The sequence below is a fragment of the Nonomuraea sp. KM88 genome, assembly GCF_052245635.1.
Taxonomy (GTDB): domain Bacteria; phylum Actinomycetota; class Actinomycetes; order Streptosporangiales; family Streptosporangiaceae; genus Nonomuraea.
Genome location: NZ_JBQQCC010000001.1, coordinates 1,034,331 through 1,049,608, shown reverse-complemented (window position 1 = coordinate 1,049,608; position 15,278 = coordinate 1,034,331). Strand labels below are relative to the sequence as shown.

14 protein-coding genes are annotated in these 15,278 nt (G+C 71.2%); 6 read left to right on the top strand and 8 right to left on the bottom strand.

The genetic code is table 11. The features are described 5' to 3' along the window. Positions 1-2: 2 nt before the first annotated feature. From ACTWPV_RS04800 to ACTWPV_RS04790, 3 genes are read right to left on the bottom strand one after another with little or no spacing between them, the layout of a single operon-like run. Positions 3-1,391, bottom strand: coding sequence for a xanthine dehydrogenase family protein molybdopterin-binding subunit (locus tag ACTWPV_RS04800; RefSeq protein WP_347642292.1), 1,389 nt, complete (start codon positions 1,389-1,391; stop codon positions 3-5). Further along, positions 1,388-1,876 carry a (2Fe-2S)-binding protein gene (locus ACTWPV_RS04795; protein WP_443150739.1) on the bottom strand — a complete coding sequence of 163 codons (489 nt, stop codon included), beginning with the start codon at positions 1,874-1,876 and terminating at the stop codon, positions 1,388-1,390. The genes ACTWPV_RS04800 and ACTWPV_RS04795 overlap by 4 nt, the downstream gene beginning before the upstream one ends. A 60-nt stretch (positions 1,877-1,936) precedes the next feature. Further along, positions 1,937-2,725 (bottom strand): FAD binding domain-containing protein, encoded by a 789-nt coding sequence (locus tag ACTWPV_RS04790; protein ID WP_443150738.1) that lies wholly within the window; start codon positions 2,723-2,725, stop codon positions 1,937-1,939. 103 nt (positions 2,726-2,828) lie between these two features. On the opposite strand from ACTWPV_RS04790, the gene ACTWPV_RS04785 reads away from it, so the two are divergent. Beyond that, entirely contained in the window at positions 2,829-3,506 is a 678-nt protein-coding gene (locus ACTWPV_RS04785) for a GntR family transcriptional regulator (RefSeq protein WP_347642289.1), read from the top strand. Positions 3,507-3,626: 120 nt separating this feature from the next. Here the strand turns inward: ACTWPV_RS04785 and ACTWPV_RS04780 are convergent, their stop codons facing one another. Further along, positions 3,627-4,391, bottom strand: coding sequence for a FadR/GntR family transcriptional regulator (locus ACTWPV_RS04780; protein WP_443150737.1), 765 nt, complete (start codon positions 4,389-4,391; stop codon positions 3,627-3,629). 137 nt (positions 4,392-4,528) lie between these two features. Between ACTWPV_RS04780 and ACTWPV_RS04775 the strand changes: the two genes are divergently transcribed. From ACTWPV_RS04775 to manD, 5 genes are all read left to right on the top strand, one after another. After that, a complete protein-coding gene (locus tag ACTWPV_RS04775) occupies positions 4,529-5,818 on the top strand; it encodes an ABC transporter substrate-binding protein (RefSeq protein WP_347642287.1) in 1,290 nt (429 codons plus the stop codon). Positions 5,819-5,885: 67 nt separating this feature from the next. Continuing rightward, positions 5,886-6,827, top strand: a complete 942-nt coding sequence (locus ACTWPV_RS04770) for a carbohydrate ABC transporter permease (protein ID WP_443150736.1) — start codon at positions 5,886-5,888, stop codon at positions 6,825-6,827. Then, a complete protein-coding gene (locus ACTWPV_RS04765; RefSeq protein WP_443150735.1) occupies positions 6,824-7,639 on the top strand; it encodes a carbohydrate ABC transporter permease in 816 nt (271 codons plus the stop codon). Before ACTWPV_RS04770 ends, ACTWPV_RS04765 begins: the two co-directional genes overlap by 4 nt. Positions 7,640-7,644: 5 nt before the next feature. Further along, entirely contained in the window at positions 7,645-8,793 is a 1,149-nt protein-coding gene (gene dgoD, locus ACTWPV_RS04760) for a galactonate dehydratase (protein ID WP_443150734.1), read from the top strand. 93 nt (positions 8,794-8,886) lie between these two features. Further along, a complete protein-coding gene (gene manD / locus ACTWPV_RS04755; protein ID WP_443150733.1) occupies positions 8,887-10,116 on the top strand; it encodes a D-mannonate dehydratase ManD in 1,230 nt (409 codons plus the stop codon). A 54-nt stretch (positions 10,117-10,170) separates the two neighbouring features. On the opposite strand, the gene ACTWPV_RS04750 is transcribed toward manD, so the two are convergent. From ACTWPV_RS04750 to ACTWPV_RS04735, 4 genes are all read right to left on the bottom strand, one after another. Further along, positions 10,171-11,295: an alpha/beta hydrolase family protein gene (locus tag ACTWPV_RS04750; protein ID WP_443150732.1), complete on the bottom strand. Its 1,125-nt coding sequence runs from the start codon at positions 11,293-11,295 to the stop codon at positions 10,171-10,173. A gap of 106 nt (positions 11,296-11,401) precedes the next feature. Continuing rightward, entirely contained in the window at positions 11,402-12,058 is a 657-nt protein-coding gene (locus tag ACTWPV_RS04745) for a response regulator transcription factor (RefSeq protein ID WP_347642281.1), read from the bottom strand. After that, positions 12,055-13,308, bottom strand: a complete 1,254-nt coding sequence (locus tag ACTWPV_RS04740; protein WP_443150731.1) for a sensor histidine kinase — start codon at positions 13,306-13,308, stop codon at positions 12,055-12,057. The genes ACTWPV_RS04745 and ACTWPV_RS04740 overlap by 4 nt, the downstream gene beginning before the upstream one ends. A gap of 65 nt (positions 13,309-13,373) precedes the next feature. After that, entirely contained in the window at positions 13,374-15,041 is a 1,668-nt protein-coding gene (locus tag ACTWPV_RS04735; protein WP_443150730.1) for an FAD-binding oxidoreductase, read from the bottom strand. Positions 15,042-15,278 lie beyond the last annotated feature (237 nt).

Genomic DNA, 15,278 nt, shown 5'->3' with positions numbered 1-15,278 from the left:
CGCTACAGCCCCTCTCGGGTCGTGGAGGACATCCTGCGGTACGCCTCGGGCAGCTCGTGCCCGGCCAGCTCCGCCGCCTTCTGGATCACCTCGACCAGGGCCGTGCCCTCGGCGATCTTGCGGTGGGCCTTGAGGTCGCCGTCGCGATAGGCGTTGAGCAGCCGGAGCTGGAGCGGGTCCATGTCGAGGGCGCGGGCGATCCGGTCCATCTGCGACTCCAGCGCGAAGTCGGCGATGGTCACGCCGAACCCGCGCATGGCGCTGGACGGCGTGCGGTTGGTGAACACGCAGTGGCAGTCGGCCCACACGTTGGGGATGGCGTAGGGGCCGGGCAGGTGCGCGGCGGCCTTGGTGGTGCCGTACGGGCTGTGGCGGGCGTACGCGCCGGCGTCGACGTACAGGGTGACCTTGCGGCCGATGATGCGGCCGTCGTCCATCACGGCGTCCTTGATGGAGATGCGCTCGGCCGCGCGCGGCGAGGAGACCTGCATCTCCTCGGCCCGGTCGTAGACGAACTTGACCGGGCGGTCGACCGCCATCGCGGCGACGCACGCGATCGGCTCGGCCACCACGTCCACCTTGCCGCCGAAGCCGCCGCCGACCGTTCCGCCCACGATGCGCAGCCTGTTGAACGGCACGCCCAGGATCAGCGCGGTGTTGTCCAGGGTGAAGAAGCACGCCTGGGTGTCGGAGTGGATGCGCAGCCGCCCGTCGGCCTGCGGGACGACGACGCAGCCGGTGGTCTCGACGGGCGCCTGCTCGATCGGCGACGACTGGTAGCGCCACTCGAAGACGTGGTCGGCCCGGCCGAACGCCTCCTCCACGTCGCCGAACCGGATCCGCCGGCAGTGGTGGCCCTCGTAGACGAAGTGGTTCTGCCCCTGGTACTCGTTGACCAGCGGCGCGCCCTCCTTCAGCGCCTCCTCGACGTCGAAGACGGGCGGCAGGTCCTCGTAGCCGACCTCGATCCTGGCCGCGCCCTCCAGCGCGGCCGCCTCGGTCTCGGCGACCACGGCGCAGATGGGCTCGCCGAGGTAGCGCACCTTGTCCACGGCGAGGACGGGCTCGTCGTCCGGCTCGACGCCGATCAGCTTGAGCACGGTGTAGACGTTGTTCGGGACGTCGGCGTGGGTGAGGACGCGCAGCACGCCGGGCACGGCCAGCGCCCCGGTCACGTCCACGTGGGCGATCCTCGCGTGGTGCCGGGCCGAGCGGTGCATCCTGAGGTGCGCGAGCCGCGGCGGAGCCACGTCCTCGAAGAACTCGGTGCGTCCCGTGACGTGCCCGCGCGCGTCGGCGCGCTGCACCACCGAGCCGATGACGGTGAGGTGGCCGCCGTCCCGCTCGGCCGCGAAGGCGCCGGTGTCGATGGGGGCGGGCCGGTACGTCATCGCGGCACCTCCTGCTCCCGGCGCCGCCTGGCCGCCTCCATGATGGCGACCACGATGGGCCGGTAGCCGGTGCACCGGCAGACGTTGCCCGAGATCGCCTCGATGACGTCGTCCTCGCTGGGGTCGGGGTTCCGGTCGAGCAGCGCCTCGGCGACCATGATCATGCCGGAGGTGCAGAAGCCGCACTGGGTGGCGAAGCAGTCGATGAAGGCGCTCTGCACCTCGTCCAGCTCGCCTCCGGCGGTGACACCCTCCAGCGTGCGGACGGATCCGCCCGCGACGGTCTCCACCGCGACCAGGCAGGCGGCCTCGGGCCGGCCGTCGACGAGGACCGTGCAGGTGCCGCAGGCGCCCTGCGCGCAGCCTCGTTTGGCCGCGATCAGCCCCAGCGATTCGCGCAGGCAGGCGAGCAGCGTGGTCCCCGGCGCGGCGATGAACTCCCGCCGCTCACCGTTGACGACGAGCGAGACGATCTGTGACGGCACGATCCCACCTCTTCTGGTGCGGGCGCTTCACGGGGGGAGGACACGGCGGGTGCCGGCGCTTCACGGGAGGAAGGCACGGCGCAGGTGCACGGGCAGGACTCGCGCCCGGTACCACGCGCTGGCGTAGGCGTCGTCGAAGGGGTCGATGTCGGCGCGGGCCGCCTCGCCCGCCTCGGTGAGGCTCTCCGGTGTCAGCGGCCGGCCGCTCAGCAGGCGTTCCGCGGACACCGCGCGCACGGGACGCGGGGCGAGGCCGCCCAGCGCGATCCGGCGGTCGCCGGCCGAGGTCACGGAGGCGACGGTGACGATGGCCGCCGAGTTCAGGCGGCGGCGCATGGCCTTGTGGTAGTGCCAGGCTCCCGGCTCCGGCAGCGTGACCCGTACGGCGACGACCACCTCGCCCGCGGCGATCCCGGCGGCCAGGATGTCGGCCACCGGCGCTGCTCTCCGGCCTGCCGGGCCGGCGATCTCGCAGGTCGCGTCGAGGGCGAGCAGGCAGACGGCCAGGTCGCCGTACGGCTGCGCGACGAACAGGTTGCCGCCCACGGTGGCCTGGTTCCTGATGGTCGGCGAGGCGATGGTGCGCAGCGCCGGCCGCAGGAAGGCGAGGCCGGGGTGCTCGCCGACGGCGGTGAGCGTGGCCGCGGCCCCGATGGTGGCCACCCCGTCGTTCACCTCGACGCCGCCGAGCCCGGCGCGGCGCAGGCTGACCAGTTCGGTCGCTGCCGCGGACCCGCCGGCGACCAGGGGCATGACGACCGTGCCTCCGCCCATGATCTGACCGCCCCGCGCCGAGCAGGCGACCACGCCGTCGAGGGACTCCGGTACGTGCACCGCCTGGATCGCCATGCGCGGCCTCCCTGCGCCGAGGTTCCCTGATTATCGATAATTGATTATCGACAGGAAGGCGTCAAGAGATCGTGCTTCATCGATAATCGGTAGGATCGTTCCCGTGACCGAAGAGCCCTCCAAGCTGCCGCGTCTCACGCTGGCCCGGCAGATCCGCGACTCGCTGGTCGGCAGGATCGTCTCCGGCCAGGTCAGGCCCGGTGAGCGGCTGGTGGAGACGCGGCTCGCGGCCACCTACGGCACCAGCCAGGCGCCCGTACGCGAGGCGCTGCGCGAGCTGGAGGCCATGCGGCTGGTGGAGACCCAGCCGCGCAGGGGCACCTTCGTGCGGCCCTTCATCCAGGAGACGCTGCGCGAGAGCTATGTCGTGCGCGCCGCGCTGGAGGAGACGGCCACCCGGCTGGCCCTGCTGGCCGGCACCGTGCCGGTGGAGTCGCTGCGGGCCGACGTGGAGGCGATGCGGACCGCCGCCGCACGCGGCGACAGCGAGGCGGCGACCCGGGCGAGCGTGTCCTTCCACCGGCACATCGTCGAGGCCGCGCACAACGAGCTGCTCAAGCTCACCTGGGAGGGCCTGCAGATCGAGGCACGCACGTCGGTCACGATGGTCGCGACCGAGGTCGACCTGCACGACATCGTCCGCGACCACGCCGAGCTGCTGGCCGCGATCGAGGGCGGTGACCTGGAGACGGCGTGCCGTCAGGCCCGCGACCACCAGTGGCACTACGCCGACCTCCCGCACGACGCCCACGGGCGCATGCGCGACTCGGCGACGGGCTGACCGCGCCGCCCTGGCCGCCCGGGCCGGCGGCGTGCTTTCCGGCTCGGCGACGGGCCGGTCGGGTCACGCGCCGCCCGGCCCGGTGGTGCGCTTTGCAGGCTCGGGCACGGGGTGGCCGGGTCACGCGCCGCCCGGCTCGGCGGCGCGCTCCCACATCGACCTCATCTCGGCGAACCCCTGCTCCATGATCTCCACCATGGCCTGCCTGGCCCGCTCGCCGTCGCGCCGCTGGATCGCGTGGGCCACGTCGGTGTGCAGTTGCAGCGCCTGCTCGTCCGGGTAGTGGGGCATCAGGTGATAGTGGTGACGGCCGGCGAGCACCTCGGCGACGATCAGCTGCAGCTCCTCGAACATCTCGTTGCCCGAGGCGGCCAGCACCCGCCGGTGGAAGTCGATGTCGAGGACGAGGAAGCGCGCCTCGTCACCGGCCTTGCCGGCGGCCCACAGCTTGGCCGAGACCCCGACTAACTCGCTCGCCTCGTCGTCGTCGATCCGCTCGGCGGCCAGCGAAGCGGCGTGCGGCTCGATCGCGGTGCGCAGCTCGGTGATCGAGCGCAGCTGCGCCATCCGGGCGTCGGAGGCGAGCCGCCAGCGGATCACCCGTGGATCGAAGACCTTCCACACCTTGGCCGGCTGGATCATGACACCGACCCGGCGCCGGGACTCGATGAGCCCCATGGACGCGAGCACCCGCAGCACCTCGCGGATCACCGAGCGGGAGACCTGGCAGCGGTCGACCAGGTCGTCGATGCTCAGGACGGAACCGGCGGCCATCTCGCCGCTGCAGATGGCGGTGCCGAGGTGGTCGAGGACACGCGCGTGCAGCCCAGCCTCGACAGGGGCACGCTGGGTGGGTGCGCCCCCTGGGGCTGAAGACTGATCCACGGGATAAAGCATATCAGTTAGAAGTCAGCTCTTGAATAAATCAGCTTATTTGTCCTAGCATCCCGGCATTAAGCGGATGCTATGAGAGCGTGGCGCTGTTCCGGGGGGCTGCGGCCATGACAGAAAGGCGATATGACGTGCGACGACGTCGATCGATACTCGGTACATCTCTGGCCGTGGTCGTGGCCATGGGCCTGTCCGCCTGCGGCGGTGGCGGCGACGACGCCGGCGCGTCCAAGACGATCCGGGTCACCCTGGCCAACCACGTGTGGACGGAGAACGTCAAGAAGGCGCTGCCCGAGTTCGAGAAGCAGACCGGGCTCAAGGTCGAGGTCACCCAGCTCGGCGAGGACCAGCTCTCCGACCAGTACAACGTCAAGCTGAACGCGGGCTCGGCCGACATCGACGTGATGATGTACCGCCCGCTGCAGGAGGGCAAGCTCTTCGCCAAGAACAAGTACCTCGCCGACCTGTCCGCCCAGGTGAAATCCGAGACCTGGGACTTCAGCGACTTCCAGGCCGGCCCGGTCGAGGCCACCACGTACGAGGGCAAGCCGGTCGGGATCCCGATCATCACCGAGCAGGAGGTCCTCTACTACCGCAAGGACCTGCTCGACAAGGCCGGCCTGAGCGCCCCGCCGAAGACCCTCGACGAGCTGAAGGCCGCGGCCGCCAAGATCAAGGCCGCCGAGCCCGACGTCGCCGGCTTCGTCTCCCGCACCGGCAAGTCCACGGCGGTCACCCAGTTCTCCAGCTTCCTCTACAGCTTTGGCGGCGACTTCGTCGACGGCGGCGGCAAGGCCGCGGTCAACAGCGCGGCGGCCAAGCAGGCGTACGCCTACTACGGCGGGCTGATCAAGGACTCCGGCCCGGCGAACGTCAGCACCGACATGGGCTGGCCCGAGGCGATGGCCATCTTCACCCAGGGCAAGGCCGCCTTCTACACCGAGGCGAACTCGCTCTACAAGAACGCCACCGACCCGGCCAAGTCCAAGGTCTCGGACAACGTGGGCTTCGCCCCGTTCCCGGCCGGTCCCGCCGGTTCCAAGCCGTACAACATCCCGTCGTGGGCGCTGGGCATCAACGACAGCTCCGAGAACACGGACAACGCCTGGAAGTTCATCGAGTGGGCCACCGGCAAGGAGCAGACGCTCGCCCAGCAGAAGTCCGGCGTGCCGGGCGCCCGCACCTCCGTCTGGGCCGACCCCGAAGGCACCTCCACCTTCCCGGACGACCTGGCGGAGGCCATCGCGGCCAGCACCAAGGACGGGGTCGGGCATGACCGGCCGCTGGTCGTCCAGGTCGCCGAGGCACGCGAGATCGTCGGCCAGCCGATCGTGGACGCGATCACCGGCAAGGACGCCGGCGCGTCCGCCGACACGGCCAACGCCGCGTTCCAGAAGTTCCTGGACGACGAGGCCAAGTAGGCGGAACACGCGGGTGGCGAGGGCGAGCGCCCGCCACCCGCGTACCCCGCCCCTCCCTGGAGACCCCATGGCAACGATCACGACCAAGGCGCCGCGCGGCACGCCCACCGCCCCCGGCACGCCCGGCTGGGTGAGCTGGGTCAACGACCACCGCAAATGGCTGTTCGCCGCGCCCGCGATGACCTTCGTCGCCGCGCTGCTCGTCTTCCCCCTGGCCTGGACCGGCTACCTCAGCCTGACCGACGCCGAGGGGTCCGTGCGCGCGGAGAGCGAGTTCGTGGGCCTGCAGAACTACCTCGACGTGCTCTCCGACACCGCACGGTTCTGGCCCGCCGTCGGCAGGACCGCCGCCTTCACCGGCGTCGCGCTGCTGTTCGAGGTGGTCCTCGGAATGGCGATCGCCCTGCTGCTCTGGCGGCCGTTCAAGGCCCAGAAGTGGGTACGCGTCGCCATCCTGCTGCCGCTGGTCGCCACCCCCGTCGCGGTCGGCATGATGTGGCGGCTCATCTTCGACCCGAACATCGGCCTGGCCAACCAGCTGCTCGGCTGGTTCGGCATCGGGCCGCAGCCGTGGCTCGCCGGCCAGTACACGGCCCTGCCCACCACGATCTTCATCGACGTGTGGCAGTGGACGCCGATGGTGACGCTGATCCTGCTGGCCGGGCTGACATCGCTGTCGGACGAGCCGCAGGAGGCGGCGCGCATCGACGGCGCCAGCACCTGGCAACGTTTCCGGCACGTCACCCTGCCGCTGCTGGCGCCCACGCTGACCGTGGCGATCCTGCTGCGCGGCATCGACGCGCTGAAGACCTTCGACATCCTCTACGCCACCAAGGGGCGGGGCGGCGGCTCGTTCCACGAGGTGGAGACCCTCAACGTGTACGCCTACGGCCTCAGCTTCGACTACAACGAGTACGGCGTCTCCTCCACCGTCCTCATCCTCTTCTTCCTGATCATCATCGGGGCCATGTGGGCCCTGACCGCCCGGCGCAAGGAGGCCCAGCGATGAAGCCACGGCCCGCGTACCGGGTGTTCCGGGTGGTGGCGCTCACCGTGGTGGTGCTCACGCTGATCGCGCCACTGGTCTGGATGATCGCCGCGTCGTTCAAGACCAACGTCGACATCTACGATCCGGGCAAGGCGCTGGTCTTCTCCCCCACCGTGGCCAACTACGCCAAGGTGCTCCAGCAGGCGAACTACGTCGAGTTCATCGCCAACAGCCTCTGGGTGGCGTTCGCCGCCACCGTGGCGTCGCTGGTCCTCGGCCTGCCGGCGGCGTACTCGATGAGCCGGTTCAACATGAAGAAGTCCGCGCTGGTGGTGCTGATGGCCCGGGTCATCCCCGGCGTCTCGCTCCTGGTGCCCTGGTTCTACGTCTTCTCCAACCTGAAGATGGTCGGCGGCTTCGGGGTGCTGATCATCAGCCACATGTTCGTCTCGCTGCCGCTGGTCGTCTACATCATGATGGGCTATTTCGACAGCCTGCCGGCGGAGCTGGAGGAGGCGGCGCTGGTCGACGGGCTGACCCACATCGGCGCGTTCCGGCGCATCACGCTGTCGCTGTCCATGCCGGGGATCGCCACCGCCGGGATCCTGTCCTTCATCTTCTCCTGGAACAACTTCATGTTCGCGCTCGTGCTCTCCGACGCCGGCACCAAGACCCTGCCCGTGGCGATCTTCGACTTTGTCGGCTACGCCAGCATCGACTGGGGCGGCCTGATGGCGGCCACCACTGTGGTGACGCTGCCGATCATGGTGATCGCGCTGTTCGTGCAGAAGTACGTGGTCTCCGGCCTCACGGCCGGCGCGACGAAGGGCTGACCGGCATGACGACCATCGCACGCATCGAGACCTTCCTGGTCGCCCCCCGCTGGCTCTTCGTCCGGGTGGAGACCGGCTCCGGGATCGTCGGATGGGGCGAGGCCACCTGCGAGGGGCGGTCCGAGACCGTCCGCGCCGCCGTGCACCAGCTCGCCGAGCTGCTGGTCGGCCGGGACGCGCTGCGCATCGAGGACCACTGGCAGGTGATGACCAAGGGCTCGTTCTACCGGGGCGGCCCGATCCTGGCCAGCGCCGTGGCGGGCCTCGACCAGGCGCTCTGGGACATCGCGGGCAAACACTTCGGCGCGCCCGTGCACCAGCTGCTCGGCGGCCCGGTCAGGGACCGCGTCCGGGTGTACGGCTGGGTCGGCGGCGACGAGCCCGCCGAGGTGCGCGACCACATCGCCGCCCAGGTGGAGGCCGGGCTCACCGCGGTGAAGATGAACGCCTCCGGCAGGATGAGCCCGGTCGCGTCGGTCGCCGAGCTGGACGGCGTGGTCGCCCGGGTGGCCGCCGCCCGCGAGGTGCTCGGCGACCACCGCGACGTCGCCGTGGACCTGCACGGGCGGTTCACCCTGGCCAACGCCCGCCGGCTGGCGCCGCTGCTGGAGCCGTACCGGCCGCTGTTCATCGAGGAGCCGGTCGTCCCGGAGAACTCCCACCTCATCGGCGAGTTCGTCCGCTCGACCACGGTCCCGGTGTCGACCGGGGAACGGCTCTACAGCCGGCAGGAGTTCCTGCCCGTCCTCCAGGCCGGCATCGCGGTCGCCCAGCCGGACCTCTCGCACGCCGGAGGCATCACCGAGGTACGCAAGATCGCCGCGCTCGCCGACGTGTACGACGTGCAGCTCGCGCCGCACTGCCCGCTCGGCCCGATCGCGCTCGCGGCCTGCCTGCAGGTCGGCTTCGCCACGCCGAACTACCTGATCCAGGAGCAGAGCCTCGGCATCCACTACAACCGCGGCGCCGACGTGCTCGACTACTGCGCCGACAAGACCCCGTTGACCTTCGTGGACGGGCACGTCGAGCGGCTCACCGCGCCCGGCCTGGGCATCGAGATCGACGATGCGCAGGTCCGTGCCGCCGACAAGAAGGGGCACGCCTGGCGCAGCCCTGTGTGGCGGCACCGGGACGGCTCCTACGCGGAATGGTGACACGTCCCAGCATCACCAGCGGGGCTGCCGCGCGTACGCGGCCCGCGGCCCGGCCCCGTCCCCCGCTCGCACCACCCGTGAGAAAGGCACCACGTGAAGATCACCGCTGCGGACGTCATCGTCACCAGCCCCGACCGCAACTTCGTCACCCTCAGGATCACGACGGATGACGGGATCATCGGGCTGGGCGACGGCACCCTCAACGGCCGTGAGCTGTCGGTCGCGTCGTACCTGGCCGACCACGTCGTCCCCCTGCTGATCGGGCGCGACCCGCACCGCATCGAGGACACCTGGCAGTTCCTCTACCGCTCGGCGTACTGGCGGCGCGGGCCCGTCACCATGGCCGCCATCGCGGCCGTCGACGTGGCGCTCTGGGACATCAAGGCCAAGGCCGCCGGGATGCCGCTCTACCAGCTGCTCGGCGGCGCCTCCAGGAACGGGATCATGGCGTACGGGCACGCCTCGGGCCGGGACCTGCCCGAGCTGTTCGACTCGATCCGCCGGCACCTGGAGCTGGGATACCGCTCGATCCGGGTGCAGACCTCCGTTCCTGGCATCGACGCCGTGTACGGCGTGGCCGCCCAGCCGAGCGTCGACGGCAAGCGCTACGACTACGAGCCGGCCCAGCGCACCGCGCTCCCCGCGGAGGAGGACTGGGACACCCGCGCCTACCTGCGCCACCTGCCCGGCGTGTTCGAGGCGGTGCGGGGCGAGTTCGGGCCCGAGCTGCCGCTGCTGCACGACGGGCACCACCGGATGACCCCCATCCAGGCCGCCAAGCTCGGCAAGGCCCTCGAACCGTACGACCTGTTCTGGCTGGAGGACTGCACGCCGGCGGAGAACCAGGAGGCGCTGCGCCTGGTCCGGCAGCACACCACGACCCCGCTCGCCATCGGCGAGGTCTTCAACACCGTGTGGGACTACCAGACGCTGATCCGCGAGCAGCTCATCGACTACGTGCGCTCCGCCGTCACCCACACCGGCGGGATCACGGCCATGCGGAAGCTGCTCGACTACGCCGCTCAGTACCAGATCAAGTCCGGCATCCACGGCCCGACCGACATCTCGCCGGTCGGCATGGCCGCCGCCCTGCACCTGGATCTCGCGATCCACAACTTCGGCATCCAGGAGTACATGCAGCACGGCGCCGCCACCAACGAGGTGTTCCGGCAGTCGTTCACCTTCGCCGACGGCTACCTGCACCCGGGCGAGCTGCCGGGGCTCGGCGTGGAGCTCGACGAGGAGGCCGCGGCGCGCTTCCCGTACCAGGCGGCGTACCTGCCGTTCAACCGGCTCAAGGACGGCACCGTCCACGACTGGTGAGCCGCGGTCCGCCCGGCTCATCGCGGTGCCGGGCGGACGCGCTTGTCCCGGGTGCTACCAGAACTTCACTTCGGGGTACTTCCCTGATGGCTTGTCCAGGATGGGCCGGCGCTCGCCCTTGAGGTGCGTGTCGAGGAACGCGGTGACGTACGTACGCGTGATCTTCAGGGCGCGCCTGCCGTCGATCGGCGTCTTGGGCAGCCCGAGCTGCGGCTGCAGCACCGCAAAGTCCATGAAGCTCATGTGGTCGGCGCCGGTCACGGTCAGCCAGCGCTTCCCCTCGCCCTTCACGTGCGGCCAGAACTGGTCCCACGAGCCGTCCTTGCCGCCCGACTCCGGCTGGTGCCGGGGATTGCCGATCATCATGAAGGGCTTGGCCACCGGCTTGGCCGGCGTCTTGGGGTTGTAGGTGCCGTCGAGGTTGACCGCGGCCTTGATCCGCCCGGACACCGGCAGCAGGTGCGCCGCGCTCTGGCCCCCGACCGAGTGGCCCACCATGGCGATCCTCCTCTCGTCGATCAGCCGGTTCCAGCGCTTGTCCGCTTTCAACCGCTTGAGAACGAACTCGGTGTCCGCGGCCCGCACCCGGGCCACCTTCTCACCCGTCTCAGGAGTCTGACCGGCCTTGCCCGCCTCGAAGGTGACGGTCCTGCCGTCAGGGAAGGTGGTGGCCAGCGACTCGTAGGTGTGCTCGATCCCCGCCACCAGGTAGCCGCGGCTGGCGAACTCCTCGGCCAGCGAGGTCATGCTCGCGCGGGGCAGCGTCATGCCGGGAGACAGGACCACCAGGGGCCAGCCGCCTTTCCGCTGCCGCGCGGGAGCTCCGGCGCGGGCGTGCGTCACGGTCCTGGCGAGCGTGTCCGCCGGCACGTCCTCCAGCCGCGGCTCGCTCCTGATGATCAGCTCCGACTCCTGCGGCGTGAGGTACGGGGCGCGCTTCCCCGCCGCCTTCCGCGCCGGGTACCAGATCGAGACCATCAGCTCGCGCGCGTCCCGGTCGGCGACCCAGGGGTCGGGGCGGCTGGAATCGATCAGGTGCAGGTCGGTCTTGCCGACCGGGTGGTCGCCGGTCGGCGCCGGCAGGGCGGTGACGGGCGCGGCGGCCTCGGCCGGGGTCACGCCCAGGGTGGTCAGTGATGCGGAAAGCGCGAGCACGCTCGCGGCCACGGTCTTCTTCATGCGCTCAACCGTGCCGCGCGGCGGCGGGGAACCGTCCCCGGCGAAAGTCACACGGCCCCTGCGACTTTCGTAGGGGATGGCCGATCCGGCAGGCGCATCGCCGCCGTCAGGGGCGCTCGGGCGGCCGCGGGACCAGCAGCCCCCGGTTGAACGCCTCGCTGACGGCGGCGGCACGGTCGTTCACCCCGAGCTTGGCGTAGATGTTGAGCATGTGCGACTTGATGGTCGCCTCGGTGAGGAACAACCGCGCCGCCGCCTCCCGGTTCGTGGCCCCGGCCGCCACGAGCTGGAGCACTTCGACCTCGCGGGGGCTGAGCGGCCCGGGAACGGGCGCGCGCACCCGGTTCATCAGCAGGGCCGCCACCGACGGCGCGAGCACCGCCTCGCCGCGGGCCGCCGCCCGGACCGCGCGCGACAACTCGTCGCGGGGAGCGTCCTTGAGGAGGTATCCGGTGGCGCCCGCCTCGATCGCAGGAAGCACGTGGCTGTCGGTGTCGTACGTCGTCAGCACCAGCACGCGGGCCTCGCTCCCCCGCTCGGCGAGCTGCCTGATCGCGCTCACGCCGTCGATGCCGGGCATCCGCAGGTCCATGAGGATCACGTCGGGGCGCAACGTCAGGGCCAGCCGTACCGCCTCGGCTCCGTCGGCGGCCTCCCCGAGCACGTCGAACTCGGGGTCGCGGGCGAACATGCTGCTCAGCCCGTCTCTGACCACCGGATGATCGTCCACGATCAGCAGCCCGATCGGGTGGCTCACGCTCATGCCTCCGCCCGCTCCGAGGGGACGCGGGCCGAGATGCCCGTGCCGGCGCCCGGCTCCGACTCGATCTGCAGGGTGCCGGCGACGCTCTCGATCCGCTGCCGCATCGCGATCAGCCCGAACCCGCCGCGATCGGCCCGCGGGCTTTCGCCGACGGTGTCGAGCCTCGCCGGGTCGAAGCCGCCGCCGTCGTCGCGGACGTCCAGAGCCGCCTCGTGCTCCAGATACGACAGGGTCACCCCCACCCTGGTCGCCCGCGCGTGCTTGGCCACGTTGGCCAGGGCCTCCTGCGCGATCCTGAGCAGCGCGGCCTCGGCCTCCGGCCGGATCGGCCGCGCCGTACCGGTCGTCGTCACCTGGACGCGGATCTCGTGCAGCGCCGACCAGCGCTCGGCGACGCCCGCCAGCGCCTCGCCCAGCCGCGCCGAGCGCAGCGGCTCCGGACGCAGCGCGTGCACCGACCGCCGCGCCTCCGACAGGCTCTCCCTGGCCAGCCCGGTCGCGGCGGCGACGTGCCGGCGCCATCCCGGCGGGTCGTCGCCGGCGTGCTCGGCCGCGCGCAACTGGCTGATGATGCCGGTGAAACCCTGCGCCAGCGTGTCGTGGATCTCCCGCGCCATCCGCTGCCGCTCGTCCTGCACCCCGGCGTCGCGTGCCTGCGCCAGCAGTTGCTCGTGCAGGGCCGCGTTCTCCGCCAGCGACGCCACCAGTTTGCGGTTCGCCTCGCGCGCCTCGTCGAGCGCGCGGTCCCGCTCCTCGTTCCGCTCGTCGTCTCGCCAGGCGAACCAGGCGAAGGTGCACATGGGAATGACGTTCGCGGCGATGACGGCGCCGTAGGTGACCAGGCCGGCGACCGTGGTCTTGTCGACGCCGTACGCCTGCGCCGTGCCCGCCACCGCGCCCACCGCGGCGATGCCGACCGGCTGCCACGGCCACGGCAGGACGTGGAAGCCGTAGATGTAGACGGCAGGGGTGAAGAAGCCGAACCACGGCGACCTCACCACGAGGATCGCCCAGAGCACGACCAGCACGGCGAAGAACACCGCCATCACCCGCACCCGCCGGCGCCAGGCCGGGCGGAGCGTGTAGACCCCCAGCATCCACGCCGCCAGCAGCGCGGGCAGGACGAGGTCGGTGAGCCTGGACGCGTCGGACGCCGGCCGGCCGGCCACGGTGACCGCGGTCAGGAACGCCAGCAGCGCGTACGGCCCGACGGCCGTCAGCACGGGCCACCGTGCCACGGGGTCGTTCATCCGCCTCCTCCTCCCGCGCGGCTGGCTCCCAGCCGACAATCTAGCTCCAGCACGTCCTCAACCGGTCATCCGGCCCGGGGAGGCTCGACGGCCAGGGCGTGCCTGAAGACGTTGCGCGGGTCCCATCTGGCCTTCACCCGCTGCAGGCGCGGGTAGTTGTCCTTGTAGTAGAGCGTCTGCGCGGGCACGCCCGAGGTGTTCCACTTCGGGTCGGCCAGGTCGGCGTCGGCGTAGTTGATGTAGGAGCCGTCGTCGACCGCGCCGGGCACGGGCACGCCGCCGGTGCCGGCGTACACGTCGCGGTAGAGGCGGCGCACCCAGGCGAGGTTGGCCGCGTCGTCCTTCTCGTCGCTCCAGATGGTCTGGTAGACCGCCTTCATGACCACGTCGCGCTGGGCGATGGCCGTGGCCCCTGGCGCGACCGTGCCGACCTCGCCGCCGTAACCGATGAGCAGAATGCCGGACTCCGGCCCGCCGGTGGTGTTCGTCAGGTTGCGGTGCACGGCTGCGAGCTGGGCCTCGGTGAACCCCCGTCGCAGATACCCGGCCTTGATCTTGTACCGGCGGGTGAGCAGGTCGCCGGCCTCGCCGGTGCCCGGCCAGGTCATCGGGTGCAACCACGGCAGCGTACGCCGGAGGTCGAGCACCGGCGTCAGCCCGACGCCCGCGGTCACCGCGGACACGAACTCGCTCACCAGGTCGTCGGCCTCGGGAAGGTCCGCGTCGATCTGGACGTTCAGCATGGCGGTGCCGCCGGCGCGGTGCGAGACATGGAGGATGCCGTACAACCCGGCGTGCGGCGAGCCGGGCGCGCTGTTGCGCTCATGCCAGTCCCCGAAGTTGCGCAGCAGCCCGGTGAGCGCCCGTTCCGTCATGCGCTCCCAGGACCAGATGACCGTCTGCTGCAGCATCCGCTGCGGCGACGGCGGCAGCAGTTTCGCCGGATCGGCACCGGCAGCGCCGGGCGAGCGCAGCCAGTAACGGGTGACCACGCCGAAGTTGCCGCCGCCACCGCCGGTGTGCGCCCACCACAGATCACGGTTCGGGTCGCCGGGCTCGCGGGTGGCGACCACGGCGCGGGCGGTGCCGTCGCGGTCGACCACCACGACCTCCACGCCGTACAGGTGATCCACCACCGAGCCGTACCGCCGGGACAGGGCGCCGTAGCCGCCGCCCGAGAAGTGCCCGCCGGCGCCCACTCCCGGGCAGCTGCCCGCGGGGATCGTCACGCCCCAGCCCTTGAACAGCGTCCGGTACACGTGGCCGAGCGTCGCTCCCGGCTGCACGGCGAACGCCCGCCGGCGGGCGTCGTAGGCGACCTCGTCCATCGGTGACAGGTCCAGCAGCATGCGCACCGCCGGGTCGCCGGTGAGGTTCTCGAAGCAGTGCCCGCCGCTGCGCACCGCGACCCGCCTGCCAGACCGCGCCGCGTCCGACACGGCACGCACCACCTGGTCGGTCGAGCCGCACACGCGGATCTCGTCCGGCCGGCCCGCGAACCGGAAATTGTTGCCCCGCAACAAGGTGTCGTAACGGGGGTCACCAGGACGTATTGTCACCGGCCCGAACGCCGACGCGCCCGTTTCCGCCGACGCGACCTCGGCACCCCACGTGCCGGCCACCCCCGCGACCGCCCCAGTGACCGCGCCGGCACCCGCGCCGGCGAGCAGTCCACGACGGCTCATCGCCCTGCGGCCGGGCGCATTCGTGTTCCCACCGCTCGTCTGCGACATGTGTCTCGTTCCCTTCCGACCTGCTGGAGTTGAGGTCGTCAGCCTCCCAATCCGGCAGCGAGGCGCACATCCACCCATGCCATGAACCGGCGGCTGAACCCGCCGCCCCACCGGACGGCTGACCCGCTCCACCGGACGGCTGACCGGTCCGTGTTGAGCGGGCTCCCGCGAGTGGCGATGATCGAGTGCCGGATTCGACGAAAGGACCGTCATGGGGCACGTGCTGGTGACCGGGGC